We start from the raw sequence: 26,644 nt of genomic DNA, 5'->3' as shown, positions 1-26,644 counted from the left end.
TAAATGGATAATATTATTGAAGTACTAAAGGAAAAACATAATTTCATTATCGATAAAAATAATACACTGCAAGAAAGAAGAGTGCATTTAGATATTGGTAGGAAATATTTTACAAAACAATGGATTTTAAAATTAATTGACTATATGAACTTTTTAAAACTAAATACACTAACATTACATTTTAGTGAAAATAAAGGTTTTAGAATAGAATTAAGCAATTTTCCTGAGATTGTATCAAAAAAACACCTTACAAAAAATGAAATAAAAGAAATCATTCAATATGCAAATGAAAGAAATATTGAGGTGATGCCATCTTTAGATACACCTGGACATACAAGACAAATATTATCCAAATTTCCTCATTATGGACAAAAAGATATAAATGGTAATCCAAGTAAAGAAGCCTTATCAATTACTTCTTCTAAAACTTTAGCATTTATTAAAAAGCTTTATGAAGAATATTGTGAATTATTTGCTGGTGCCAAAAATTTCCATATTGGTGGCGATGAATTTATGGAATTTGAAAAAGGAGAATTCATCCAAAATTATATGCCTGTCTTAAATAATTACGCAAAAAATACTTTAGGTGAGCAATATTCGTGGAAAGATAGTTTTGTTAATTACATCAATGAAATTGCAAAACTTGTCTATGATAATGGGTTCACTCCACGTGTTTGGAATGATGGTCTTTACTATGGAGAACATAATGAAGAAATTAAACAAAAAATAAAAATGTTTAAAGAAATTGAAGTGGATTTTTGGTGTCAAATGCCTTGGAATCCCTCAATTTCCAAATTAAATACAATCCTCGATAAAGGGCATAAAATTTACAATTTAAACTCTTCCTACTTTTACTATGTATTAAGAGAAGAGATGCCAGAAGACGGCAGAAAAATGAATTCATTTGATAAGAAAAACCAATATAAAAATATCTATAATCAATGGACGCCAGGTAAATTTTTCAATAATGACATAGATGATAAACATCCTCAAATTAAAGGTGCTGCAATATCAATTTGGTGTGACAATCCAGAAATTGTAGACGAAAACATCATATTTGAAGATGTAAAAAAAGAATTATTTGCCTTTGCCTTAAAAACTTTAGATTATAAAATTAATGAAAATATTACTTTTGAAGAATTATATTGTGAGATATAGCTATATACTTATCTTAACAATTTTATGATATTAACAGCTGCTATTTATCTAATAAAATAAATTTTCTATATCTTATTGATAAAATCAGCAGCTGATTAATAATACAATAAAAAATTAAAATATTTTATTGACAATGAAAAAAGATAGGAGTATAATGTTTTTCATAAGCTCGATTAGCTCAGTTGGTAGAGCAGCGGACTCTTAATCCGTGGGCCCAGGGTTCGAGTCCCTGATCGAGCACCAAAAAATTTGACAAATTAATACATTTTGTTTATACTAAAAAAAAATATACATTTTGCGGAAATGGCTCAGAGGTAGAGCATCGCCTTGCCAAGGCGAGGGTCGCGAGTTCGAATCTCGTTTTCCGCTCCAACAGAGATAGTTAAGCTATCTCTTTTTTATTGCTTTGTTGCATTGATCCATTTATAGCTTTAATGGAGTAAACAGGTTTATAGAAGTTTATTGGGGCTAAAATAGTAAAAATAATTAATTTACATGTGTGAATAGGAAAATGTTGATTAAACATGTATAAAATTTTCGAGAATTACATGTTTAAAATGGAAAATGCAAAATACACATGTAGAGGTCTAAAAAACTTACATGTTTAAATGGGAAAAGGGCGATTAGACATGTAAAATGTTCAAAAATCATACATGTGTAAAATAGAAAATGCAAAATACACATGTAAGGGATATAATCCGAAAATTTCCTGACAAAATCGAAAATTGCAAAATAGACAGGAAAAAATTTTAAGCAAATTTCCTGATTAAATCAAGAAATCAAAAATAGACAGGAAAACTCACCAAAAATCATTCCTGACAAAATTGAAAATCTCATATTAATCAGGAAAACTCACCAAAAATCTTTCCTGATAAAATCGTAAAACTCAAATGAATCAGGAAAACCTATCAAAAAACTTTCCTGATTAAATAACAAAACCTAAAATAATCAGGAAAACCCACCAAAAATCATTCCTGACAAAATCACAAATCCTAAAATAATCAGGAAAAATCAATAAAACTCAATAAAAAATAATAAAAAAGCCAATAAAACACATAAAAAGTGAAGATGCTATCTATATAACCAAACATTACAACACTACTTTAATATATGTTACATATTTATCATATTTTTTAAAATTATTAAATTAATTATATAAAATATTGAGAAATTTAGTGTTTTGTAATAACATATAAGTAGATTAAAAGATGGAGGGTCGAAATGGATAATAAAAAGAGACCAAAAAAAAGAAAAAATGATAGTTTAATTAATTATATTATGATTGCGTTAATTATTCTTTTAGTGTTTACATTAATAGTTTATGTTGCAGCTACTGTTTTGAATATTGGAAAGAATAACAAGACGGATGCTAATAAAAAGGCAGTTATAGAAAGTAGTGATGAAGATAAGAGGGAGTTAAATACGATCGCTGAGTCAGAATCCGAAAAAGAAACAGAGAGTGAAAAGGAAACATTAAAAGAGACAGAAACAAAGAAAGAATCTGAGTCTGAGAAAGAAACAGAATCAGAAAAGGAAACAGTTCTTGAGACTGAAAGCGAAAAAGAAACTCAGCCAGAGCCAGACACACAGGAAGAGGTAGCGCCAGATACTCAAGAGGAAACAACTAATACAAATACTGGTGATAAGGTAAAAAGAGGAAATTATTCCGGTAATGTGGACAGAAGAGGAAACAGGACAAAGCAAAATCCATATGCTGCTATAGCTACGGATGAACAAATTAGAAATGCTTCTGATTCAGAATTAGTTGATATGATTATTAAAGGTGATTTAGGTTACGGACAAGAAAGATTAGATATATTAAATCTTCATGGAATAGATGTTGAACATATATCTAGACTTGTAAATCAAAAATTAGCACAATAATATTTAAACTTTTATAATTTTATGACCCCAAGAAGTTGAAACTTTAAGTCAATTTTTTGGGGTTATATATTATAGTGATTTAGGTTTTTAGTGATAGAAATATTTCTTTTATACATTGATACTTTAAATATATTTCTAATTAGAATATAATAAAAGAATAGTAAAAAAAAGGAGAGTGTATGAGTATTATTAACCCTTCAATACTTCCAGGATTTATGGAATTATTACCTGAAGAGCAAAAACAATTTGATACCATTAAAAATATTATTGAATCTAATTTTCAAAAATATGGTTTTGTAAATATTGATACGCCATTAATTGAAAAAGAAGAAATACTATTGTCTAAGGGTGGCGGTGAAACAACCAAACAGATTTATAAAATTGATAAGGAATCAACGCCTCAGGCGTTGAGATTTGATTTAACGGTAAGCTTGGCTAGATATGTTTCAATGTATGCTCATAATCTTTCGTTTCCTTTTAGAAGATACCAAATAGGGAAAGTATATCGCGGAGAGAGAAACCAAAAAGGAAGATATAGGGAGTTTTATCAATGCGATATAGATATAATTGGTAATGAGAAATTATCAATAATCAATGATGGTGAGATACCATCTGTTATCTACAATATTTTCAAGGACTTAGGATATGAAGAATTGATTCTATTTAGAATTAATAATAGGAAATTATTGAGTGGATTTTTAGAATCAATTTCAGTAAGTGATTTTGAAAGTGTATTGAGAACAATAGACAAACTTGAAAAGATTGGTAAAGAAAACACAAAAAACGAACTATTAAAGCTTAATATTGTAGAAGATAAGATAGAAGAAATATTCAATTTTATTGAAAATAAAGAAACTAATTTAGAAACAATTGAATTTTTAAATGGATTAGAGATTAATAATGATAAGTTTATTGAAGGTAGGGCAGAGTTAATAGAGTTATTTAATTATATGAAGAAATTTGCTATCCCCGAAGATGCTATTAAAATTGATTTAACGATAACTAGGGGATTAGATTATTACACGGGTACCGTTATTGAGACATTCTTAAAAGGTTATGAATCAATAGGATCTGTATGTAGTGGTGGAAGATACGAGGATTTAGCAAATAATTTTACTAAGAAAAAATATCCTGGTATTGGATTATCAATTGGCTTGACAAGATTGTATTATCAATTAAATGAAGCTGGTTTAATTAGACTTGAAAAAGAAGAAAACAATAATATACTAGTTTTACCTATGGATGAGACAGTCTTAGATTATTCTATAGAAATAGTAAACTATTTGAGAGAAAATAATATTAAATCACAGATTTATCTTGAACAAGGAAAAGCTAAAAAGAAATTTAATTATGCGGATAAAATTGGTGTAAAGACGGCTTTAATTATTGGAGAACAAGAAAAAAATAATAAAACTATAAGTGTTAAAGATTTTAATAATGGAAATCAAGTAGAAATTGAATTAAATAAATTACTTGAATATATCGGAGGATAAAATGAAAATTACATTTCCAGATGGAAATATTAAAGAATTTGAAAGTGGGGTTTCCCTATTAGATATTGCAAAATCAATATCAGAAGGTTTAGCAAGAGCTGTAGAAGGCGCGGTTGTAAATGATGAAAAAATAATGGGTCTTCAAGAAAAGATTACAGAAGATAGTACTGTTAATTTTGTTAAATATGATTCAGATGAAGCTAAAAAAATATTTTGGCACACAACTTCACACTTGATGGCAGCAGCAATTCAAAAGCTATATCCAGGCACATTGTTTGCGATTGGACCAGCAATTGATAATGGTTTTTATTATGATATTGATAGTGATCATCAATTTACACCAGAAGATTTAACAAAGATTGAAAAAGAAATGTTAAATATTGCTAGAGAAAAACATGAGCTTATAAGAGAAGATATCTCTAGAGAAGATGCGTTAAAATTATTTGGTGATCATGGAGATAAATATAAAGTAGAATTAATCAACGATTTACCAGAAGATGCGGAATTATCAATATATAAATTGGGGGATTTTGTTGATTTATGTAAAGGACCACATTTATTAAATACAAAAGATATTAAAGCAGTAAAATTACTTTCTATTGCTGGTGCTTATTGGCGTGGAAATGAAAAAAATAAAATGCTTCAAAGAATTTATGGTATTTCATTTAAGAAACAAGCAGAATTAGATGAATATCTAAATATGATTGAGGAAGCAAAGAAAAGAGATCATAGAATTTTAGGTAAGGAAATGGACTTATTTATGCTTGCAGAAGAAGGTCCAGGTTTCCCATTCTTCTTACCAAATGGTATGGTAATTAAAAATAACTTGAAAAAATATCTTGGTGAATTATTAGAAAGAGACGGATATGGTCAAATTGAAACTCCAATGATATTAAATAAGCAACTTTGGTTGACATCTGGACACTGGGACCATTATAAAGATAATATGTATTTTACAGAAATTGATGAAGAAGAATATGCTGTAAAACCAATGAACTGTCCAGGTTCAATACTTGTATTTAAGTCTAAACCACATTCATATAGAGATTTACCAATCAGATTAGCTGAATTAGGTTTGGTTCATAGACATGAGCTTTCAGGTGCTTTACATGGATTGTTTAGAGTAAGAGCATTCACACAAGATGATGCACATATATTCTGCTTAAGACATCAGATTAAAGATGAAATAAAAGGTATCATGAAGCTTGCTGGAGAAATTTATTCTAAGTTTGGTTTCGAATATAAAGTAATGATTTCAACAAGACCAGAAGATTCAATGGGAGCGCAAGAAGATTGGGATCAAGCTGAAAAGGCATTGATTGAGACTGTTGAAGAACTAGGCATTCCATATAAAATCAATGAGGGAGATGGAGCATTTTATGGTCCAAAGATTGATATTCAATTATTAGACTCAATGAAAAGAGCATGGCAATGTGGAACTGTTCAATTAGACTTCCAAATGCCTGAAAGATTTGACATCACATATATAAATGAAAGTGGTGAAAAAGAAAGACCAGTTATGATTCATAGAGCAATCTATGGTTCTTTAGAAAGATTTATGGGAATCTTAATCGAACATTATGGTGGAAACTTCCCATTATGGTTAGCACCTGTACATGCCACAATAATTCCTGTAAGTTTAGAACATCATTTAGAATTTACAAGAAAATTATATGAAAGATGTAGCCAATTGGGATTAAGAGTAAAATTAGATGACAGAAATGAATCAATGGGTAAAAAGATCAGAGATTCACAAACATCTAAAGTGCCATATCAATTAGTAATTGGTGATAATGAAATTAAAAACAATACAGTATCAGTAAGAAAATATGGCGAAAAACAAACAATTGATATCGATATTGATGAATTTATTGAAACAATTGAAAAAGATATTAAAGAAAGACGATAAAAAAAATTTGACATTTGTCAACATTTGATATATTATATTCAAGTATAAAGAAGAGGTACCTACTCTCACCTAACGCAAAGCGCTCTAGGTTAAACTTAATTATGATTTATTAAGATAGTAGCGTAGGTATTTTGCGTTACTATTTTTTTATTATTAACTAATAAACAGTACTTTAGGAGGTATGTTATTAAAGAACTTCAAATAAACAATCAAATTCGTTTTCCAAAAGTGAGGCTAATTGGTAGCGATGGGGAACAAATTGGGATGTTTACTTCAGCAGATGCACAAAAAAGAGCCGATGAAGAGGGTTTAGATTTGGTATTATTATCACCAAATGCAAATCCGCCTGTTTGCAGAATTATGGATTATAGTAAATATAAATATGATCAAATTAAAAAGCAAAAAGAGGCAAGAAAAAACGCTAAAACAGTTAGTGTGAAAGAAGTGAGATTATCACCAACAATTGATACTCATGACTTAGAAACAAAAGCTCGTAATGCGATTAAATTTATTAACAATAAAGATAAAGTAAAGATTAGTATAAGATTTAGGGGAAGAGAAATGGCTCATAAAGACCTAGGTAAAGATGTCTTAGAAAAATTCTTTAACTTAGTAAAAGATGTAGCCCAAATCGCTTCAAAACCTAAAATGGAAGGTAGAAGCTTAGTAATGTTCATAGAACCAAAGACAGAATAATTTTAATAGGAGGAAATGATTATGCCTAAAATGAAAACACATAGAGGTGCAGCTAAGAGATTTAAGAGAACTGGATCTGGTAAATTAAAGAGATTTAAAGCATATAAGAGTCATATCACAGCTAAAAAATCACCAAAAAGAATCAGAAACTTAAGACAATCAACTTTAGTTAGTACATCAGATATGAAAAGAATTGGACAAATGGTTCCTTAGGAGGTAATTAGAGATGGCAAGAGTAAAACGTGCAGTTAATGCAAAGAAAAATCATAAAAAATATTTAAGACAAGCTAAGGGATACTTTGGCGGTAAATCAAGATTATTTAGAACAGCTAAAGAAGCTGTTATGAAATCTCTACAATATGCATATATTGGTAGAAAACAAAGAAAAAGAGAATTTAGACAATTATGGATTGCAAGAATTAACGCTGCATCAAGAGCAAATGGTTTAAGTTATTCAAAATTCATGGGCGGATTAAAGAAAGCTAATATTGATATCAATAGAAAAATGTTATCTGAAATAGCAATCAATGATCCAGAAGCATTTGCAAAATTAGTTGAAACAGCAAAAAATGCATAATTCAATAATATAAAAGATGGACTACAATATTTTTTTAATAATGTTGTAGTTTTTTTTTTGTCATTTTTCATAAAAAATTATACAATGTATGTACGGTATAATTTTAAAATGAATATGGAGTAATTATGGAAAATTATAATAAGATAAAAAACAAAGTAATCCAGAATAATCCGGCTAGATTGATTTTGTTTATGTACATTATTGTTATAGCAATTGGGACGTTGTTATTGCTATTACCAATTTCTTCAAACTCTGGTCAATGGACAAGTTTACTTGATTCATCATTCACGGTAGTTTCAGCTACTTGTGTAACGGGATTGGTAACAGTAGTGACGGCTGCACATTGGTCACTATTTGGTAAAATAGTAATTTTAATCTTGATCCAATTGGGTGGTCTTGGTGTAATGACGGCTGCATCAATTGTGTCACTATTATTCAATAAAAAAATGTCCATTAAGGATAGAATATATCTATCCGAAGAAAAAGGTATGTTTACAATAGCTGGGATTATTAAACTTGTAAAATTTATTTTAATAACTACATTCGCAATAGAATTTATAGGCGCAGTGTTTTTAATGTTTACATTTATCCCACAATTTGGATTTTTTAAGGGTTTTTGGTATAGTATATTTCATGCCATATCTGCATTTTGTAATGCGGGATTTGATGTATTAGGTGATAGTTCACTGATGCCATATGCATTAAATGTAAATATATCATTAGTTATATCATTACTTATCATAATTGGTGGTATAGGACATAAAGTGATTGCTGAATTTTTAGAAAAGAAATTTAAATTTAAGGAATATTCACTACATTCAAAGCTTGTACTGATGATGACAACAGCACTATTAGTTTTACCTGCTATATTCTTTATTATAGTAGAATGGAATAATCCGGAAACACTAGGTCAATACGGATTTTTTGAAAAAATACTTACTGGATTTTTCCAATCCACTACATTAAGGACCGCTGGATTTGCAAGTACTAATCAAGCAGCATATACTACATCCTCAATTTTACTAATGTTAGTTTTAATGTTTATTGGGGGATCGCCTGCAGGTACAGCTGGTGGTTTTAAGACAACAAGCTTTTTGAGTTTATTTTTAGTTACTAAAGCAAATATTAAACAAGAGAAAGAAATTTCATTAATGAAAAGATCTATATCTTCTGATTTAGTTGGTAAAATCATTTCATTATTTACAGTATCATTGGCATGGATTTTTACAGCAGTATTATTGATAACCCTGTCTGATAAATCACTAAAATTAATAGATATATTATTTGAAGTTTTTTCTGCTTATGGTACAGTAGGTTTGACAAGAGGTATTACACCATTTATGTCTAATTTTGCAAAAATTGTAATTATGGCAACTATGCTATTTGGTAAAGTGGGACCACTGTCACTATTTATCGCATTTACAAATAAAGCAAATCCAAAAACATATAAATTACGAGAAGAAGAAATATTAATAGGATAGGAGTATATATGAAACAATTCGCAGTATTAGGACTAGGAAGGTTTGGATCTGCAGTTGCAGAAACCCTTTATGAATTAGGTCATGAAGTTGTAGTAGTAGATTTCGATGAAGATAATGTCAATAATTTTGATGGAAAATCAACACATGGTATAATCGGAGATACAACTCATGAAGATGTACTAAGAGCAGCTGGAGTAAAAGAAGTAGATACAGTTATAATTGCAATTACTGATTTCCAAACATCAATTATGACGGCTCTTTTATGTAAAGAATTACAAGCAAAAAATATTATCGCAAAAGCGAGACATGATAAGCACGCAAAAATTTTAGAACAAATAGGCGTAGATAAAGTTGTTGTACCTGAAAAAGATATGGGCAGAAAATTGGCACATAACTTATCTTCAAGAAATGTAATTGATATTATTACTTTATCTTCAAATTATGAAATTATTGAAATAAAAGCGCCACAATCATGGATAGGTTCAACAATTGCACAAGTAGATGTTAGAAAGAGATTTGGATTAAATATCTTAGGTATAAATAGAGGGGAATTAGAGTTTATTGGTAACCCTCAACCATCCGTAGATATTAAGAAAAATGATAGCTTAATTGTGCTTGGATCTACATCTGATTTGGCAAAATTAGAGGAAATAGAATAGTTTGAAAAGTGATTAATAGCTTTGTGCTTATAATCACTTTTTTATTGCTATAATTAGGTTATAATTAGTTCGTAACGTTCATAACGTTTTCACATGTGAAGAAAAAGAGTATACTATGAAAAATTTAATAAAGAGTACAAATAATAATTTAATAAAATTGGTTAGAAAACTATCGACAAAGAAAAATAGGGATAAATACGGTCTTTATGTTATCGAGACAAAAAAGATGATAGATGAAGCAATTCAAAATGATCAAAATATCAAAGAAATATTAATTAGAGAAGATATTTCTAATAATTACAAAGATGCTAATATTATTGATACAGATATTTTTAATTCAATTTCATCTTTAGTTACACCAGATGGGTATATGGCGATTTTGGAAAAAAAAGATGATAAAGATTTTTTAGAAGATACTAATATCCTTATTTTAGATAAAATTCAAGATCCTGGTAATTTAGGTACACTGATTCGTTCTGCGGAAGCTTTTGGATTTAATACCATAATGTCCATTGATTCTGTTGATTTCTATAATGAAAAAGTGTTGAGATCGACAATGGGTTCAATTTTTAGATTACATCTAATTGAAGCGAAATATGAAGATTTATCAAAATTGAACAATCACAAAATATTAATTGCTGATATGGATGGCGTGGATTTTAGAGAAATGAACAATGTAGAAAGAGTAGCAATCGTAGTTGGTAATGAAGGAAATGGAATTTCTGATGAGGTAAAGACTTACAATCATTTAACGATAAAAATTCCGATGCTTGGTAAAATAGAATCCTTAAATGCCGGAGTGAGTGGATCAATTCTTATGTCACATTTTAGAAAGGGGTAGAATATTTTAGAATTTAAGAATGTCAGAAAAGAGTATACTAATTCTAATTTTAGAATAGATGATATCTCTTTTTTTATGGAAAAAAAAGATGTTTTAGGTTTAATAGGTAAAAATGGAACGGGTAAAAGTACTATTTTAAAAATGGTGAATAGACTTGTAGAACCTGATAGTGGTCAAATCTTATATGATGGAAATGATATTATCACTATGAATGATAAAGAACTTAGAAATATTAGAAAAGAAATTGTCTATATATTTCAAGATGCGAATTTACTTGAGAATAAAACGGTTTATTATCATCTTTCTTTAGTTTACAAATTGAACAATAAGAAAATAGATGAAGATGAAATTGATGAGATTTTAGATTTTATGAATTTATCAAGGCTTAAAAATAGTTATACCTATGAATTAAGTGGAGGGCAAAAGCAAAAGGTAGCCATTGCAATTGCTATTTTACAAAAACCTAAAATACTTTTATGTGATGAAATAACTTCTGCGCTAGACACTGAAGCAGAGAGGGAGATTTTAACGCTTTTAGAAAAAATTAGAGAAAGATATGAAGTTTCTATAATGATAATTTCGCATAATTTAAGTGTGTTAAAAAACTTCTGCAATAAAATATTATTTTTAGAAGATAACACAATAAAAGATATTATAATTCCAAATAAGTCACAAAAAGATGATGAAGAAGATTATTATGAATATATAGCGAGGTATTTACGTGATTGAGACATTTATTCAAAATAAAGATGCTATTTTAAAAGCATTTGTTGAAACAAATCTAATGATGATAATTTCAATTGTTTTATCATTAATAATCTCCATACCGTTAGGTACGCTATTATATGCATTAAATAGGGATTTTCTTATAAAAAATAAAGTATTATATCAGATTTTTAGTTTTCTATTAAATACATTGAGATCAATACCATTCCTACTATTTATATTTATATTGATACCTGTAAATAGGGCGATATGGAAGACTTCTTATGGTGTTATATCATCAATAATTCCATTAACTTTGGTAACTGTAAGTATATATACGAGATTTGTAGAACAGGCATATATTAATATAAATCAAAATATTATTGATAGAGCAATTAGTATGGGAGCAAATAAGTTTCAAATCATTAGATATTTCTTATTTCCTTCAATTACAAATGATTTAGTTTTATCATTTACATCTACAGTCATTAGTATACTTTCATATTCTACTGTTATGGGAGTTATTGGAGCTGGTGGTCTTGGAGATTATGCATTTAGATATGGATACCAAGAATATAATTATCAATTAATGTATTTAGTTATTTTAATATTTATTTTGTATGTTTTTATTATTCAAAGTATTGGCTATTTCATAGCAAAAAAATTAAATAAATTTAAGGGGAGATAAATGAAGAAAATTTTTACAGTACTTATGACAGTTTTAACTTTAGTATTAGTAGGATGTGGTACAACCAATAATGCAGATACAAAAGGTGAAAAAAATACAGAAACACCAAAAACAGAAGTAGAATCAAAAGCTGAAGCAAATAAATCACAAGAAACAATTAAAATAGCTTCACATACAAACCCTATGATTGATATGTTAAAACTTATTGAAGATGATCTAAGTAAAGCAGGATATAAGCTTGAAATCATGGAAGTAAGTGATAATGTACAAGCTAATGTAGCTTTACAAAATAAAGAAGTAGATGCAAATTTCTTTCAACATGAACCATTTATGCAACAATATAATAAAGGAAATAATGCTAATTTAGTGAAGTTAACTCCTGTTTATAATGCTTTAGTTGCATTTTATTCTAAAGACTATAAAAAGCTAGAAGAACTACCTGAAAAAGCAGTGGTAGCTATTCCAAATGATCCTACAAATAAGGCTAGAGCATTGAGATTACTTGCAAAAGGTGGATTAATCGAATTAAAAGACCCAAACAGCTATGAAGTAGATATAAAAGATATAACAAAAAATTCTAAGAATTTACAAATTAAAGAATGGGGATTATTAAACTTAAATGAAGCGTATCAAGAATCAGATTTAACATTTAATTATCCAACATATATCGAAGCTTTAGGGTTAAAACCAGAAGTTGATGGTTTATTATTAGAAGGAGAATCAGATCAAGTATTTGCTATTACTGTAGCAGCGAGAGAAGATAATAAAGATTCTGAAAAATTACAAAAATTAAAAGAATTAATGACAGGTGAAAAAATAAAGAAATTTATTGACGAAAAATTAAAAGGACATGCAAGAGTAGCATTCTAACAACAAAATAAAAAAAAATAATGACCAAACACTGTAACTTCAGGTTTGGTCATTATTTGTAATTAGAGTCTATCATCTAGTTCTCCTTATGATACTCTATATATGGCTATATCACGAGTTATTTTTACTTTTGATGTTTGAATATTAAATAAATAAACCTTCTCTGTGGTATATCGAAATTGTTGTCCTTAAATATTCACGATTAGTTTTCACTTTTACTTTCGGCATCAAGTAAATTAATATAGCCTACCAAAAAAGCTATTTTTTGGTACAAATATTATACTAGAATATATTTAAATCGTCAAGTCTATCCTCAACATTCATTTTAGAATTTGGAACATTTTTCACAAATTCTTTATTCATTTTTGGTGAATTTACTAAAAAGTCTGCATCTACTGGAGACATTGCAACAGCGATATTATAAAGAACAGCGATTCTTAGTAACGCTTTTACATCTGGATCATGAGGTTGAGCTGACATAGGGTCCCAGAAAAATATTAAAACATCTATTTCTCCTAAAGTTATAGCATTTCCTATTTGTTGGTCTCCACCTAAGGGACCACTATAGAATGATTTTATATCTAGTCCAAATTTCTCCCTAATAATTGTTGAAGTTGTACCCGTTCCACAAAGTTCATGTTGACGTAAAATATCTAAATTATTTTCCATCCATGAAAAAAGTTTATTTTTAGTATCATCGTGTGCAACTAACGCGATTCTTTTCCTCTTTGGTACCTTTCTTTCCATATAAATTGATTTGTCCATAAATCCTCCTCTATAAAAATATATTACACTATAATAATTATTTTCCAAACTTTTTAGACAAAAAACTTTATAATTTGATATAATCAATATCGAATGAAAACATGGAAAGGAGTAAAATATGCATTCATTTGATAACGAGAAATATATTAAGATGCAATCTGAAAAGATTTTAGAAAGAATTAATCAATTCGATAATAAATTATATCTTGAATTTGGAGGTAAGCTTTTTGATGATGCACATGCAGCGAGAGTTTTGCCAGGATTTGAATCAGACTCTAAATTGAAGATGTTATTAGAATTGAAAGATAAAGTAGAAGTGATTATTGTTGTTAATGCTATTGATATTGAAAGTAATAAAGTAAGAGGGGATTTAGAAATCGGATATGATAGTGAAACTCTTAGATTAATTGATAGTTTTAATAGTGTTGGACTTTACGTATCTTCAGTAGTTATAAATCAGTTTGATAAACAGCCAAGTGCCGTTAAATTTAAAGAATATTTAAGAAAAATGGGCATAAATACATATATTTCTTATACCATAAATGGTTATCCAAGCAATACATCACATATTGTAAGTGATGATGGATTTGGTAAAAATGAATTTATTGAAACATCTAAACCATTAGTTGTTTTGACAGCTCCTGGTCCAGGAAGTGGAAAGCTATCTACATGTATGTCTCAAATGTATCACGAATACAAAAGAGGCGTAAAAGCAGGATATGCAAAATTTGAAACATTCCCAGTATGGAATCTTCCGCTAAAACATCCAGTAAATATGGCTTATGAATCTGCAACAGCCGATCTAAATGATGTAAATATGATTGATCCATTCCATTTAGAAGCATATGGCGTAACAACTGTAAACTATAATAGAGATGTAGAAGCATTTCCAATTTTACAATCAATGCTAACTAAGATAATGGGAGAATGCCCATATAAATCACCAACAGATATGGGAGTAAACATGGTTGGATATTGCATATCTGATGAAAAAGGGGTAATAGAAGCGAGTAAAGCAGAAGTAATCAGAAGATATTACGATGCTGTTTGTGACTATAAATTAGGAAAAAAAGAATTCTTTATAATAGAAAAAATTGAAATGTTGATGTCACAATTACAAATCTCACCAGAAGATAGACAAGTAGTACTTGCAGCAAATCAAAAATCAGAAGAAGCAAATGAGCCTGCTTTCGCCATCCAATTACAATCTGGTGAAATTATCACAGGAAGAAGAACGGATATATTAGATGCTCCTTCTGCTTGCTTATTAAACACTCTAAAGAGCTTAGCCAAAATAAATGATGAGATACCATTGATTTCTCCTCATATTTTAGAGCCGATTACAGAGTTAAAAGAGAAAATGTTAAAAGAAGATAGCACTAAGCTTTATTTAGAAGAAGTATTAATTGCGTTAGCGATGTCTGCAACTACTAACCCAGTTTCTCATTTAGCTATGCAACAGCTTAAAAAATTAAAAGGATTAGAAGCACATTCTACAGTTATGCTTGATTCAAATGACAAATCTGTTTTAAGAAGACTTGGATTGAATTTTACGGCTACACCAAAATTCAAATCAGAAGGATTATATAAAAATTATTAATCTAAAAAATAGGGTATAAAATCAGTAATATAAAAATAAAGGATAAATTTATTTTTTAGCTTAATCAATTTCACAAAAATAAATATTGTGTTCAATTAAACAACGAAGTTTCTATCTATCTAAATGGTAGATTTCTATTGGAAACAAGGAAGTTTCTATCTATCTAAATGGTAGATTTCTATTGGAAAATAGTTTATTAAAAAAATTTTTTATTTTATATTACTGAAAACTATTTCAATTGGAAAAATATTGAAACTTTAGATTTTTAGGAGTAATATTTATATGAATGTAAATCGACACAAACGCCGCAATTATGTTTGAGTCGTTTTTTTTCGTTCAAAAACCAAAACGAAAGGAAGTACAATGAAGAAAAAAATTAGATACATATTAATTTTTATCGCGATTGTCTCATTAGCATTGGCTTTTGTGATTGGGCCTTCAGGTGAAAGTCATAGTCTTAAAGATGCTATGAAAGAAGCTGTTATACACGAAACAGAAAAAATATCTGTATTTGGTATGGCGGTTAATCCATCTGTAATGTCAGCATTCGTGGTTTCAGGATTTTTGGTATTAATTGCAATTATTATCAGATTTTTTGTTATCCCAAAATTCACAAGAGTACCTGGTAGAACTCAATTATTATTAGAATCATTAGTTTCTACATTTAAGAAATTAGCAATAGCTAATAGTCCACATAATTATTCCGTGCTTGTACCTTATATATTTACAGCAGGTATATACATTGCGATAAGTACATTATTTGAACTTGTTGGTATGCAATATATATCAATGAACGGAAATTCAATAACATTACCAGCGCCACTATCCGACTTAAGTGCTGCGATAGCTATGGGTGGTATGTCATTTCTATTTATTATGTCTGGTGGTATCATGTCAAATGGTGTAAAAGGTATTTTCAAGACATTAAAAGAATTTTCATTACCAATATCTATGAGTTTTAGATTATTTGGGGCATTAGTAAGTGGTTTATTAGTAATGGATTTAGTATACCATTCTCTAATATTGAGTATAGGTTTACCAGTTGTAGTAGCAGTACTATTTACACTATTACACGCATTTATACAAGCATATGTTTTAACATTACTTGTTTCAATTTATTATGGAGAAGTTTCAGAAAAAAGTCATGCACATGAGGCATAGAAAAAATTAGGAGTAGAAAATGAAAAAATCAGTTAAAATTTCAGCTATCGTATTAGCATTATTATTAGTATCAAGTTTCACAGTATTTGCTTCTTTAGCAAATGCATCAAATAACACACAAACAGAACAAGCAGTAGAAACTGTTGAAGAACAAGATAATTCAAAAGGTTCAAAAGCTTTAGCATCAGGTATAGCAATCGGACTTGCAGGACTTGGTGGTGCATTAGGTATGGGTATGGCAGTTGCTAAAACTGTAGACGGTATTTCAAGACAACCAGAAGCTGAAGGAAAGATAAGATCAGCAATGATGATTGGGGTTGTATTTATTGAAACAGTTGTAATTTACGCATTAATCGTATCTATTTTAGTAATATTTGTACTATAGGAAAGTTGGAGGTGAAATATGCTAGGAATTAACTGGCAATCAATAATGTTTCATATTTTCAACTTTGCATTATTAGCTCTATTGTTAAATGAATTACTTTATAAACCAATTAACGATTTTATTGAAAATAGAGAAAATGAATATAAAGAAATTGAAGAAGAAACATTAAATAATTTAGAAAAATCAAAATTACTTGTTGCAGAACATGATAAAAAGATGGAAAGTATCTATTTAGAAGCAGAAGAAATTAAAAATAAAGCAATTAAAGAAGCTCAATTACAAGCTAATAGTGAAATACAACATGCAAATGAAGAAAAACAAAGAATCCTTGAAGAATCAAGAGTTCAAGCACAAAGAGAAAAAGAAATTCTTATTAGAAATGCAAAAGCTGATATTAGAGAGGTTGCGATTGAAGCTGCTGCAAAATTAAGTTTCACTAATTGTGATGTTTACGATGATTTCATAAACCATACAAAAGAGGAATCAAATGAATGATAAAATTATCGCAACACTTAGAAGTGATCAGCAACCATCAAGTGTACAAAAGGATAAGATTTTAACTTTTTTAAATAAAAAATACGGTGAAAATATAGAACTTATTTGGGAAAAAGATGATGAAATAAGTCATGGATTTATTTTACAAGTAGGGGCTGACGTATATGATTGGTCAATGATTGGTAAAATTAATCAATTAAGATCAAGCCTAGAAAAAGTTTCAATTGATTCAGATAATTATGTTTCATTAATTAAAGAAAATGTTAAAAATTGGAACCCTGAAGTAAATTCTATGGAAATAGGATATGTAGAAGAAACAGGGGACGGGATTGCCATTGTTAGCGGATTAAAAAGCGTAAACTATGGTGAAATAGTTTATTTTGAAAATGGACAAAAAGCTTTAGTACAAGACATTCAAAGTGAAGACATTGGATGTATGATCTTTGGTAAAGATGATGAAATTTTAGAAGGTACTAAAGTATATAGAACTGGTAAGACTGCAGGTATACCTGTAGGTAATATGATGTTAGGTAGAGTAGTTAATGCTTTAGGAGAATCTATTGATGGTCTTGGTGACTTAAAATCAGATGAATATTATCCTATTGAAAAACCTGCTCCAGAAATACTTGACAGAAAGTCTGTTGATAGACCATTAGAAACAGGATTACTATCAATTGATAGTATGTTCCCAATTGGTCGTGGTCAAAGAGAATTAATTATAGGTGATAGACAAACAGGTAAGACTGCTATTGCAATGGATACAATTGTAAATCAAAAAGGTAAAAATGTAATTTGTATTTATGTTGCTATCGGACAAAAAGCAAGTTCTATCGCACAAATTACAGAAAACTTGAAAAAACGTGGTGCATTGGATTATACAATTATTGTAGCTGCTACAGCAAGTCAATCATCATCTATGCAATATATTGCTCCATATTCTGGTACTGCAATCGCAGAATACTTTATGGATCATGGAAAAGATGTTTTAATTGTTTATGATGATTTATCAAAACATGCTATAGCTTATAGAACTATCTCCTTATTATTAGGAAGATCACCAGGACGTGAAGCTTATCCAGGGGATGTTTTCTATTTACATTCAAGATTGTTAGAAAGATCTGCACAACTATCTGATGAGAGAGGTGGCGGTAGTATAACAGCGCTTCCTATTGTTGAAACACAAGCTGGAGATATTTCTTCATACATTCCAACTAATGTTATCTCAATTACTGATGGACAAATATTCTTAGAAAGTGATTTGTTCTTCTCAGGACAAAGACCAGCGGTTAACGTAGGTTTATCAGTTTCTAGAGTTGGTGGGGCAGCTCAAACTAAAGCAGTTAAAAAAGCTGCATCTACACTTAGACTTGAGTTAGCTCAATATAGAGAAATGGAAATCTTTACACAATTTTCAAGTGATCTAGATGAAACAACAAAAAATCAATTGAAATTTGGTAAGGGATTAATGCAGTTATTGAAACAAAATCAATACAGTCCATTATCTCAATCTGAACAAGTTATAACTTTAGTTGTTGCATTAAATAAAATGCTTTTAAACGTTGAAGAAAAAGATGTTAAGTCAACTATGTATGGCATAATTTCATATATAAAAAATCACAAGCCAGCGATTATTGAAGAAATAGAACTTAAAAATGTTTTATCAGATAATGTGAAAGAACAAATAATTCTTTCTGCAGGAGAATATTTAGAAGCTAGAAAGTAGGTCGAAATGTCAAGTACAAAAGAGATTAAATCAAGAATTAAAAGTATTAATGATACAAGAAAAATTACAAACGCTATGTACTTAATATCTTCTACTAAAATCAAAAAAGCTAAATTAGCATTAGATGAAACACGACCTTATTTTTACGCACTTAGAACAGAAATTAAAAGAATTTTTAGAACAATTAAAGATCTTGAACATAAATATTTATATCCAATCAATATGGATAATTTTGTCGATGGTGATAATGGATTTTTAGTTATCACCGCTGATAAAGGTTTAGCTGGACCATATAACAGTAATGTTATAAAGAAAACGATGGAAATAGCTAAAGAAACAGCAAAACTTTATGTAGTAGGAGAATATGGAAGACATCATTTAAAAAGACATGGTGTAAAAATTGTAGATGATTTTAACTATAGTGCACAGACTCCTACACTAGAAGAAGCTAGACAAATAGCTAAAATATTGATTGATGAATATAATAGTGGAGTTATTAAAAAACTATTTATAGTATATACAGATTTTGATGGTAAAGTCACAACAGAAGCTAAACTTACAAGATTATTACCATTTCATAGAGACTATTTTGACTCTGCAAAAAAAGAAGCCGAGGAAGATGTTCACAATGAATTTAACTTCACAAGTGATGTTGGAGAACTTTTAGATGATTTAGCAGAAAACTATATTGTCGGATTTATCTATAGTGCTTTAGTTGATAGTTATTGTAGTGAGTTAAACTATAGAATGAATGCCATGAATTCGGCCAATCAAAATGCTGATAAAATATTAGAAACATTGTCTTTAGAATATAATAGAGTTAGACAATCATCAATTACTCAAGAAATTATTGAGGTTAGTTCTGGTGCTAAGGTTATGAAACGAAAGAGAAAGAAGGCAAAAAATAATGAAACAACAAGGTAAAATAGTTGCAATATCTGGTCCAGTTATTGATGTTCAGTTTGATAAAGGGGAAGATTTACCAAAAATTAATGAAGCCTTAAGAATAACAAACTTTGACAAAGAAAAAGTGATGGAAGTTGCTCAACATATTGGTGATAATACAGTTAGATGTATTATGTTATCTGATAGTGACGGTTTAAATCGTGAAATGAATGTTGAAAGAGATGGGATGGGTATTAGAGTACCAGTTGGTACAAATACTTTAGGAAGAATGTTTAATGTATTAGGTGAACCAATCGATAAAAAAGGTGAAATTGATTCATCTACAAAGAAATGGGAAATACATAGAGACGCTCCTTCTTTTGCAGAACAAAGTCCTGCGGTAGAAATTTTGGAAACAGGTATTAAAGTTATAGATTTATTAGAACCTTATCCAAAAGGTGGTAAGATTGGATTGTTTGGTGGTGCTGGTGTAGGTAAAACAGTACTTATCCAAGAATTGATTAACAACGTAGCTCAAGAGCATGGTGGTTATTCTATTTTTACTGGTGTAGGTGAAAGATCAAGAGAAGGTAATGACCTTTGGACAGAAATGAACGAATCCGGTGTTATTGGAAAAACTGCTCTAGTTTTTGGACAAATGAACGAATCCCCTGGTGTTAGAATGAGAGTTGCACTTTCAGGACTAACTATGGCAGAATATTTCAGAGATGAAGAAGGAAAAGACGTACTTTTATTTATCGATAATATATTTAGATTTGTACAAGCGGGTTCAGAAGTTTCTACACTTTTAGGACGTATGCCTTCAGCTGTAGGATATCAACCAACATTAGCTGATGAAATGGGACAATTACAAGAAAGAATCACTTCAACTAAAAAAGGATCTGTAACATCTGTACAAGCGGTATATGTACCTGCGGACGACTTAACTGACCCAGCTCCAGCTACTACATTCTCACACCTTGATGCTACAACAGTACTATCAAGAAAAGTTGCAGAACAAGGTCTTTATCCTGCGGTAGATCCTTTAGCTTCATCCTCAAGAATACTAGAACCAGAAATTGTTGGTGAAGAACACTATATGGTAGCAAGACGTGTACAAGAAGCGCTACAAAAATACAATGAATTACAAGATATCATTGCTATCTTAGGTATGGATGAATTAAGTGAAGAAGATAGAGATATCGTATATAGAGCAAGAAAAATACAAAGATTTTTATCACAACCTACTCATGTTGCTAAGAAATTTACCGGTATGGAAGGTAAATATGTAAAACTTTCTGATACAATAAGAGGATTCAAAGCAATATTAAATGGTGAAATGGACAAATACCCTGAAGCAGCATTCTTTAATGTTGGTACAATTGATGAAGTAGTAGAAAAAGCAAAACAACTTCAAGGAACAGCAAATGAAAACATTTAATCTAAAAATTTATGCTTCAGATCACATCTTTTATGATGGGGAGTGTGAACATATTTCTATCCCAACAAAAGATGGATATTATGGTATTTTAGCAGATCATAGAAATACAATATCTGCAATTGAACCAGGTATGCTAAGATTTAGAGATGCAGACGGCGTAGAACACGAAGCTGTCGTTACAAGAGGTATGATAAAAATCGAAGAAAATACTGTTTTAGTATTAGTATTAAGATGTGAATATCCAGATGAAGTAGATTTAAATGCAATTAAACGAGAAGAAGAGGAAGCTTTAAGAAAAATAAGAGAAAAAAATAGCAAAATGGAATTCCATACAGCTGAAGCAAATTTATCTCGTGCAATGAATAAATTGAAGAATCCAAAAAATAATAGGATATAGAAAAAAGGTTATTGAAAATAGGCTAAAAGTCGCTTTCAATAACCTTTTTTTATTTAATCAATTACTATTGTGGGTGATTTGACAGATATGTTTGAAAATAAGTAAAACAAAACAATAAACGCATGGTTTACATGTGTGAATAGAGAAATGGCGATTAGACATGTAAAATGCTTGAAAAACTTACATGTGTAAAATGGGATTTTGTATTTACACATGTATAGGTCCCAAAATCTTACATGTGTAAATCAAGTATTTAAAAATACACATGTAAAAATTTAATATTAATGGAATTTCCTGACTAAATCGCAAAACTGAAAATAAACAGGAAAAATTTTTAAGCAAATTTCCTGATTAAAACGAGAATCTTAAAATAATCAGGTACATTTTGTTTATGTATTTCCTGATTAAAACGAAAATTCAAAAATAAACAGGTAAAAATATCAAGTGATTTTCCTGATTAAATCGTAAAAAGCAAATTAAACAGGAAAAATAATTGAATGTTTTTCCTGACTAAATCGTAAATCCCAAAACAATCAGGAAAAACCAACAAAAACCTTTCCTGATTAAATCACAAATCCCAAAATAATCAGGAAAACCAAATAAATTCAAATCTATCATCCAATATACTTCTTCATTTTCCCATCCCTCTTACTCATCAGCCTTTTTCATTAAACATACTAATATATACAAAAAGCTGAGGATACTATTAAAAATAGCATCCTCAGCACATTTATATATTTAATCAACTATTTAATGTTCATTATCTGTACAACTTCTTTTACATTATCATTATTATAAACAAATTCTATTTCTTGACCTGTTTTTACAAATGGTAGATTTTCTGATAATGAAATGTTTGTAACATAAACATTGTCATCTTTTTCAAGCATAAAGTAATAATGTGTATTTCCATCTATTACAACTTCTTTTATATCACTAATTTTACCTTTTTTATTAATAAGTTCTTCTTTAGGCTTTTCTTTATCTTGTTCAGTTGTTGAAGCCATGTTTGCTAAATGATTTGTCATAGCTTGTTGTACACTGCTACCAATGGAAACGCGTTGGTAGTTTTTAGCATCTATAAATGCATAATTCTTTATTAAACCTGCGTTATCTTTTAGTGATAAGAAATAAGTTGGTTCACCTTTAATGTTTAGTAATAATGGGAATGTCGCATTATAATTTTTTTCTTGTACTGCACCTTTTGCGGATTCCATTGCTGAGATTTCTTTTGCTGAAGAAACTGGATAGAATTTTGTTTCTTTAGTCCTAAGATTTGAAAGGATAAATCCTACATTTGATTCATCTCCTGCAACAGAAGTAAACCCAGTATATAGATAGACATCATCGTTCAAAGCTAGATAGTTGTAGCCTTCAGTTGTCTTTAAAACATTCTTTTGTGCAAAAAGTGAGTTAATAAAGCCATTTTGATACATTCCGTGCCAATCAAGTTGTTCGATTATATCAGATGCGTAAAATATTCTATCTAACCATTCTGGTATATCTTTTAAGTCATATCTAGTATGTTCACCTGTAGAGGCATTTACAAGTATAGCTCCATTTACATCTAAGGCATCAAACATAAATATTTTTGGTGAGTATGTTGGTATAACCCAATATGGCACACCATTATCATCTATTTCGAAATTTATTTCCTTAAATATTTCAAATGGATATCTTAATCTTACAAATCTTCTAACATCTCTAAAGAAATAGTCTTCTTTTGAAATTTTTATTTTTTTATCAAGTTTTTGTAATTCAGCATCTCCATCAACAATATCAATCTTTAGAAATCCTGGAATACCTTCACTCATATTAAAAAGATATTTTATAAAATTGTTGTATTTTAAGGGAGTGACTCTCACAGGCTTACCTTGATAATTGATTTGTGTATAGGTTTCTTCATCAATATCAAATTGAGATACTAAATCAAGTAATTCTCCCATTTTTCTAGACCCCAGCTTGATGCTTGAATCTCTATCTAATGTTGGGATTTCATTTACTGGTAGTTCTTTGATATCACTTTTAAAATCTGAGTTCGTAACTTTTATAATATTCGCATAAGATTTTGAGCTAAATATTTTTAGTCCTGGAATCTTAAGTAAAATTAATAAAACTATTAAACCTACAAATACTTTTCTAAGTATTTTGTATGATTTAATGGATCTTCCGCCTATGATTACTAAAATGCCTAATATCATTATTACATAAAGCCACGTTTCTACTGAACGAATGTTAAGTGGCGGTAATAAAAAATAGTAATATATAACTGCAAATGCAATGGCTAAAAATATAGCTGCCTTTTTTTGCGTACTTCTAAACTTTTTAAATCTTGATTTTACCTTATTGTCTATGTCATTAAAGAAATCCTTAAAATCAAAATTAGGATCATAATTAGATTTAGGTCTGTTATTAAATTCTCCGTCAAATGTACTCATATTAACCTCCATGATTAATAAATTATATCACATAATCTCATTAAATGGATTTATAAATTGAATTGATATTATGTTTGATAAATAACAGCTAGGGTAATAAGGTTTACAGGAGGATAATTTATGGAAAATATTATTTTCGGCATTATTGCTGTTTTCCTAGTAGTATTGGTGCTTAAAATATTAAAAGTATCCGTCGCTGTGATTTGGAAGTTTTTCTGGAATGGCGTTATTGGTTTAGTTTTATTATTTTTAGTAAATACTTTAGGACAGGGCATAGGATTAAATATTGAAATGAACGTTATAAATTCACTAATAGCAGGAGTATTCGGTATTCCGGGTATAATTTTACTTTTATTAGTGTAATAAGAAGGAGAGAATATGGAAATATTAAAAAAGGAAAATCTTTTTTATATGGGAAATGAAAATAACCCAGACGCGTATATAAAATACTCATTTAGGGATGAAAATACTTTAAGTATTGATAGTACTTTTGTAGATCCTAAATTGAGAGGTAAAGGTGTAGCTAAACAACTGACTGAAAAAGTCGTTGAACTTGCAGAGGAAAATAACTATAAAATTATCCCAGTATGTTCATATGCCGTTAAATATTTTGAAGACCATAAAGAATATTCCGATTTATTGAAATAAGTCAATAAATGAAATTTGAGCTATTTATATAGGAGGAGATATGTTAGCTGTTAATATTCTAGATTCGTTTATGAATTCATTGCCAGATTTGCTTGTTGCAATTTTATTACTAGTTTTAGCTTTTGTTGTAGCAACAATAGTAAAAAATTTAGTAAATAAATTGTTAAAGAAAGAACCTGTGAAAACAAAAATTGATCATTTTGATAAAAAAGGAGATGGTTCAGGTATAATCGACTTGTTGAGTAAGAGTGCTTTTCTCTTAGTATTTTTACTATTTTTACCATCTGCATTAAATAGATTAAATATATCAGGTGTGTCAGAACCTATTACAGGATTTGTTACACAATTTGTAAATTATATTCCTTTAATTTTAGCTGCAGGCACCCTATTATATATTGGATTCTTTGTTGCAAATATTGCTAAAGAAATATTAGAAACATTATTAGAAAGAGTTGGAATAAATAATTTCCAACAAAGATATGTACCAGTTAAAGATCAAAATGCAAAACTTTCAAACATTTTATCTTCAATTGCATATATTCTAATTTTAGTGCCAATTGTAATTGCTGCATTAGATATTTTAGGATTACAATCAATATCAGCACCAGCAACAGCAATGTTAAATAGTGTGATTTCATATATACCAAAAATATTAATAGCAGGTATATTAGTTTACTTAGGAATATTCCTTGCGAATATGATCACTTCACTACTAAATGGAATTTTAGTAAGTACAAATGTTGACAATTTACCAAAACAATTAAATATTAAAGGTGATTTAAAGATATCATCAATAATTTCAGAAATAGTAAAATACATCATTATTGTATTCTTTACACTAGAAGCAATAAAAATACTAGACTTAACAGTATTGACTAAGATTGGTATGATGGTTGTTGCATATATACCAAATATATTAAGTGCAGTAGTTATTCTACTAGGAGCAGTTTTACTTGCAAATTGGATAGAATCACTACTACAAAAAAACAAAGTAAACAATACTGTTAGCTTATTAGTTAAAGTATTAATTTTTGGATTATCAATTGTTATGGTACTTTCTCAATTAGGTATCGCAGCAAATATAGTTGAACAAGGATTTGTAATTGTATTAGCTGGTATCGCAGTAGCATTTGCATTAGCATTTGGATTAGGCGGTAAAGATTTTGCTAAGAAGAAATTAGAAGAAGTTGATTCAAAAATGAGTAAGCCAGAAACATTTAAAGATAATACAAAAACAAATATAAATCCAGAAAATGATGTAAATAGCAATATGAACAATACAAATAAATTATAAAATTTTTGCAATAGAGTAGGGTATTTTCCTTACTCTATTGTTAAATATGTGTAAACCTTTTCAATTTTTGTGGAAAAATTATTTTTTTTATGTTATAATTCTTTTGATAGATTACTTTAGACAGGAGGATAATTGATGTACGAAGCAAAAGTTACTATAAAAAATGAAATAGGTTTACATGCTAGACCTGCTTCCTTATTTATTCAAGAAGCTATAAAATATTCTTCAAATATTGCTGTTATTAAAGATGAAAAAACCTATAATGGTAAATCTATTATGAGTATTTTAAGCATGAGTGCCGGTCAAGGTCAAGAAATTACCATTAAAGCAACCGGTGAAGATGAAGAAGAAGCAGTAAACGGATTAATAAATTTGATAGAAAATAAGTTATAGATATGAAAGTACAAAATATTAAAATCCTCAACATCTAAGAAAATAGACATTGAGGATT

The 26,644-nt window shown here is 29.1% G+C and carries 27 protein-coding genes and 2 tRNA genes; 27 read left to right on the top strand and 2 right to left on the bottom strand.

All coding sequences use genetic code 11. From position 1 onward, the window contains the following. The first annotated feature begins 3 nt into the window (after positions 1-3). From HMPREF9709_RS04995 to HMPREF9709_RS04925, 15 genes are all read left to right on the top strand, one after another. Complete coding sequence (locus tag HMPREF9709_RS04995) at positions 4-1,158, top strand: family 20 glycosylhydrolase (protein ID WP_005398443.1); 1,155 nt, start codon at positions 4-6, stop codon at positions 1,156-1,158. 167 nt (positions 1,159-1,325) lie between these two features. Continuing rightward, a tRNA-Lys gene (locus tag HMPREF9709_RS04990) sits at positions 1,326-1,401 on the top strand. 54 nt (positions 1,402-1,455) lie between these two features. Then, positions 1,456-1,530 (top strand) — tRNA-Gly (locus HMPREF9709_RS04985). A gap of 849 nt (positions 1,531-2,379) precedes the next feature. Further along, positions 2,380-3,042 carry a hypothetical protein gene (locus tag HMPREF9709_RS04980; protein ID WP_005398441.1) on the top strand — a complete coding sequence of 221 codons (663 nt, stop codon included), beginning with the start codon at positions 2,380-2,382 and terminating at the stop codon, positions 3,040-3,042. 179 nt (positions 3,043-3,221) lie between these two features. After that, positions 3,222-4,535 carry a histidine--tRNA ligase gene (gene hisS / locus HMPREF9709_RS04975; RefSeq protein ID WP_005398440.1) on the top strand — a complete coding sequence of 438 codons (1,314 nt, stop codon included), beginning with the start codon at positions 3,222-3,224 and terminating at the stop codon, positions 4,533-4,535. A gap of 1 nt (position 4,536) precedes the next feature. Further along, entirely contained in the window at positions 4,537-6,444 is a 1,908-nt protein-coding gene (thrS, locus tag HMPREF9709_RS04970; RefSeq protein WP_005398438.1) for a threonine--tRNA ligase, read from the top strand. 141 nt (positions 6,445-6,585) lie between these two features. Beyond that, complete coding sequence (gene infC / locus HMPREF9709_RS04965) at positions 6,586-7,140, top strand: translation initiation factor IF-3 (protein ID WP_083831373.1); 555 nt, start codon at positions 6,586-6,588, stop codon at positions 7,138-7,140. 21 nt (positions 7,141-7,161) lie between these two features. Then, entirely contained in the window at positions 7,162-7,353 is a 192-nt protein-coding gene (gene rpmI / locus HMPREF9709_RS04960) for a 50S ribosomal protein L35 (protein WP_005398435.1), read from the top strand. 13 nt (positions 7,354-7,366) lie between these two features. Then, complete coding sequence (rplT, locus tag HMPREF9709_RS04955; RefSeq protein WP_005398433.1) at positions 7,367-7,717, top strand: 50S ribosomal protein L20; 351 nt, start codon at positions 7,367-7,369, stop codon at positions 7,715-7,717. Between the two features lie 125 nt (positions 7,718-7,842). Beyond that, positions 7,843-9,198 carry a TrkH family potassium uptake protein gene (locus HMPREF9709_RS04950; RefSeq protein WP_005398432.1) on the top strand — a complete coding sequence of 452 codons (1,356 nt, stop codon included), beginning with the start codon at positions 7,843-7,845 and terminating at the stop codon, positions 9,196-9,198. 8 nt (positions 9,199-9,206) lie between these two features. After that, complete coding sequence (locus HMPREF9709_RS04945; RefSeq protein WP_005398431.1) at positions 9,207-9,857, top strand: potassium channel family protein; 651 nt, start codon at positions 9,207-9,209, stop codon at positions 9,855-9,857. Positions 9,858-9,972: 115 nt separating this feature from the next. Continuing rightward, positions 9,973-10,698: a TrmH family RNA methyltransferase gene (locus HMPREF9709_RS04940; protein ID WP_005398430.1), complete on the top strand. Its 726-nt coding sequence runs from the start codon at positions 9,973-9,975 to the stop codon at positions 10,696-10,698. A 3-nt stretch (positions 10,699-10,701) separates the two neighbouring features. Then, on the top strand, positions 10,702-11,427 hold the full coding sequence (locus tag HMPREF9709_RS04935; protein WP_040463846.1) for an ATP-binding cassette domain-containing protein: 726 nt from the start codon (positions 10,702-10,704) through the stop codon (positions 11,425-11,427). Beyond that, positions 11,420-12,091: a methionine ABC transporter permease gene (locus HMPREF9709_RS04930; RefSeq protein WP_005398428.1), complete on the top strand. Its 672-nt coding sequence runs from the start codon at positions 11,420-11,422 to the stop codon at positions 12,089-12,091. The genes HMPREF9709_RS04935 and HMPREF9709_RS04930 overlap by 8 nt, the downstream gene beginning before the upstream one ends. Next, positions 12,092-12,961, top strand: a complete 870-nt coding sequence (locus HMPREF9709_RS04925) for a MetQ/NlpA family ABC transporter substrate-binding protein (RefSeq protein WP_005398427.1) — start codon at positions 12,092-12,094, stop codon at positions 12,959-12,961. Positions 12,962-13,243: 282 nt separating this feature from the next. Here the strand turns inward: HMPREF9709_RS04925 and HMPREF9709_RS04920 are convergent, their stop codons facing one another. Further along, positions 13,244-13,726, bottom strand: coding sequence for a methylglyoxal synthase (locus HMPREF9709_RS04920; protein WP_005398426.1), 483 nt, complete (start codon positions 13,724-13,726; stop codon positions 13,244-13,246). A 118-nt stretch (positions 13,727-13,844) separates the two neighbouring features. Between HMPREF9709_RS04920 and HMPREF9709_RS04915 the strand changes: the two genes are divergently transcribed. From HMPREF9709_RS04915 to atpC, 8 genes are all read left to right on the top strand, one after another. Next, on the top strand, positions 13,845-15,326 hold the full coding sequence (locus HMPREF9709_RS04915; protein WP_005398425.1) for a DUF1846 domain-containing protein: 1,482 nt from the start codon (positions 13,845-13,847) through the stop codon (positions 15,324-15,326). A 363-nt stretch (positions 15,327-15,689) separates the two neighbouring features. Continuing rightward, positions 15,690-16,487 (top strand): F0F1 ATP synthase subunit A, encoded by a 798-nt coding sequence (locus HMPREF9709_RS04910; RefSeq protein WP_005398423.1) that lies wholly within the window; start codon positions 15,690-15,692, stop codon positions 16,485-16,487. Between the two features lie 19 nt (positions 16,488-16,506). Next, the gene (gene atpE, locus HMPREF9709_RS09600; RefSeq protein WP_005398420.1) at positions 16,507-16,872 is read left to right on the top strand and encodes an ATP synthase F0 subunit C; all 366 of its coding nucleotides are present in this window, start codon (positions 16,507-16,509) and stop codon (positions 16,870-16,872) included. Positions 16,873-16,890: 18 nt separating this feature from the next. Then, on the top strand, positions 16,891-17,367 hold the full coding sequence (locus HMPREF9709_RS04900; RefSeq protein WP_005398419.1) for a F0F1 ATP synthase subunit B: 477 nt from the start codon (positions 16,891-16,893) through the stop codon (positions 17,365-17,367). Then, positions 17,360-19,090, top strand: coding sequence for a F0F1 ATP synthase subunit alpha (gene atpA / locus HMPREF9709_RS04895; protein ID WP_005398418.1), 1,731 nt, complete (start codon positions 17,360-17,362; stop codon positions 19,088-19,090). The genes HMPREF9709_RS04900 and atpA overlap by 8 nt, the downstream gene beginning before the upstream one ends. Before the next feature lie 6 nt (positions 19,091-19,096). Beyond that, entirely contained in the window at positions 19,097-20,014 is a 918-nt protein-coding gene (gene atpG / locus HMPREF9709_RS04890; protein WP_005398417.1) for an ATP synthase F1 subunit gamma, read from the top strand. Then, complete coding sequence (atpD, locus tag HMPREF9709_RS04885) at positions 19,998-21,416, top strand: F0F1 ATP synthase subunit beta (protein ID WP_005398416.1); 1,419 nt, start codon at positions 19,998-20,000, stop codon at positions 21,414-21,416. Before atpG ends, atpD begins: the two co-directional genes overlap by 17 nt. Then, the gene (atpC, locus tag HMPREF9709_RS04880) at positions 21,403-21,813 is read left to right on the top strand and encodes an ATP synthase F1 subunit epsilon (protein ID WP_005398414.1); all 411 of its coding nucleotides are present in this window, start codon (positions 21,403-21,405) and stop codon (positions 21,811-21,813) included. Before atpD ends, atpC begins: the two co-directional genes overlap by 14 nt. 746 nt (positions 21,814-22,559) lie before the next feature. Here atpC and HMPREF9709_RS04875 read toward each other — a convergent pair. Beyond that, complete coding sequence (locus tag HMPREF9709_RS04875; protein ID WP_005398412.1) at positions 22,560-24,251, bottom strand: hypothetical protein; 1,692 nt, start codon at positions 24,249-24,251, stop codon at positions 22,560-22,562. Between the two features lie 120 nt (positions 24,252-24,371). On the opposite strand from HMPREF9709_RS04875, the gene HMPREF9709_RS04870 reads away from it, so the two are divergent. The 4 genes from HMPREF9709_RS04870 (at position 24,372) to HMPREF9709_RS04855 (ending at position 26,586) form a co-directional block, all read left to right on the top strand. Then, the gene (locus tag HMPREF9709_RS04870; RefSeq protein WP_005398410.1) at positions 24,372-24,614 is read left to right on the top strand and encodes a pro-sigmaK processing inhibitor BofA family protein; all 243 of its coding nucleotides are present in this window, start codon (positions 24,372-24,374) and stop codon (positions 24,612-24,614) included. Between the two features lie 15 nt (positions 24,615-24,629). Further along, positions 24,630-24,899 carry a GNAT family N-acetyltransferase gene (locus HMPREF9709_RS04865; protein WP_005398407.1) on the top strand — a complete coding sequence of 90 codons (270 nt, stop codon included), beginning with the start codon at positions 24,630-24,632 and terminating at the stop codon, positions 24,897-24,899. A 40-nt stretch (positions 24,900-24,939) separates the two neighbouring features. Further along, on the top strand, positions 24,940-26,193 hold the full coding sequence (locus HMPREF9709_RS04860) for a mechanosensitive ion channel (protein ID WP_005398406.1): 1,254 nt from the start codon (positions 24,940-24,942) through the stop codon (positions 26,191-26,193). A 135-nt stretch (positions 26,194-26,328) separates the two neighbouring features. After that, complete coding sequence (locus HMPREF9709_RS04855; protein WP_005398405.1) at positions 26,329-26,586, top strand: HPr family phosphocarrier protein; 258 nt, start codon at positions 26,329-26,331, stop codon at positions 26,584-26,586. The last annotated feature ends 58 nt before the right edge of the window (positions 26,587-26,644 follow it).

This window comes from Helcococcus kunzii ATCC 51366 (assembly GCF_000245755.1).
GTDB classification, from domain to species: domain Bacteria; phylum Bacillota; class Clostridia; order Tissierellales; family Peptoniphilaceae; genus Helcococcus; species Helcococcus kunzii.
The sequence above is the reverse complement of the archived record's forward strand: the minus strand, read 5'-3'. Positions and strand labels throughout refer to the sequence as shown.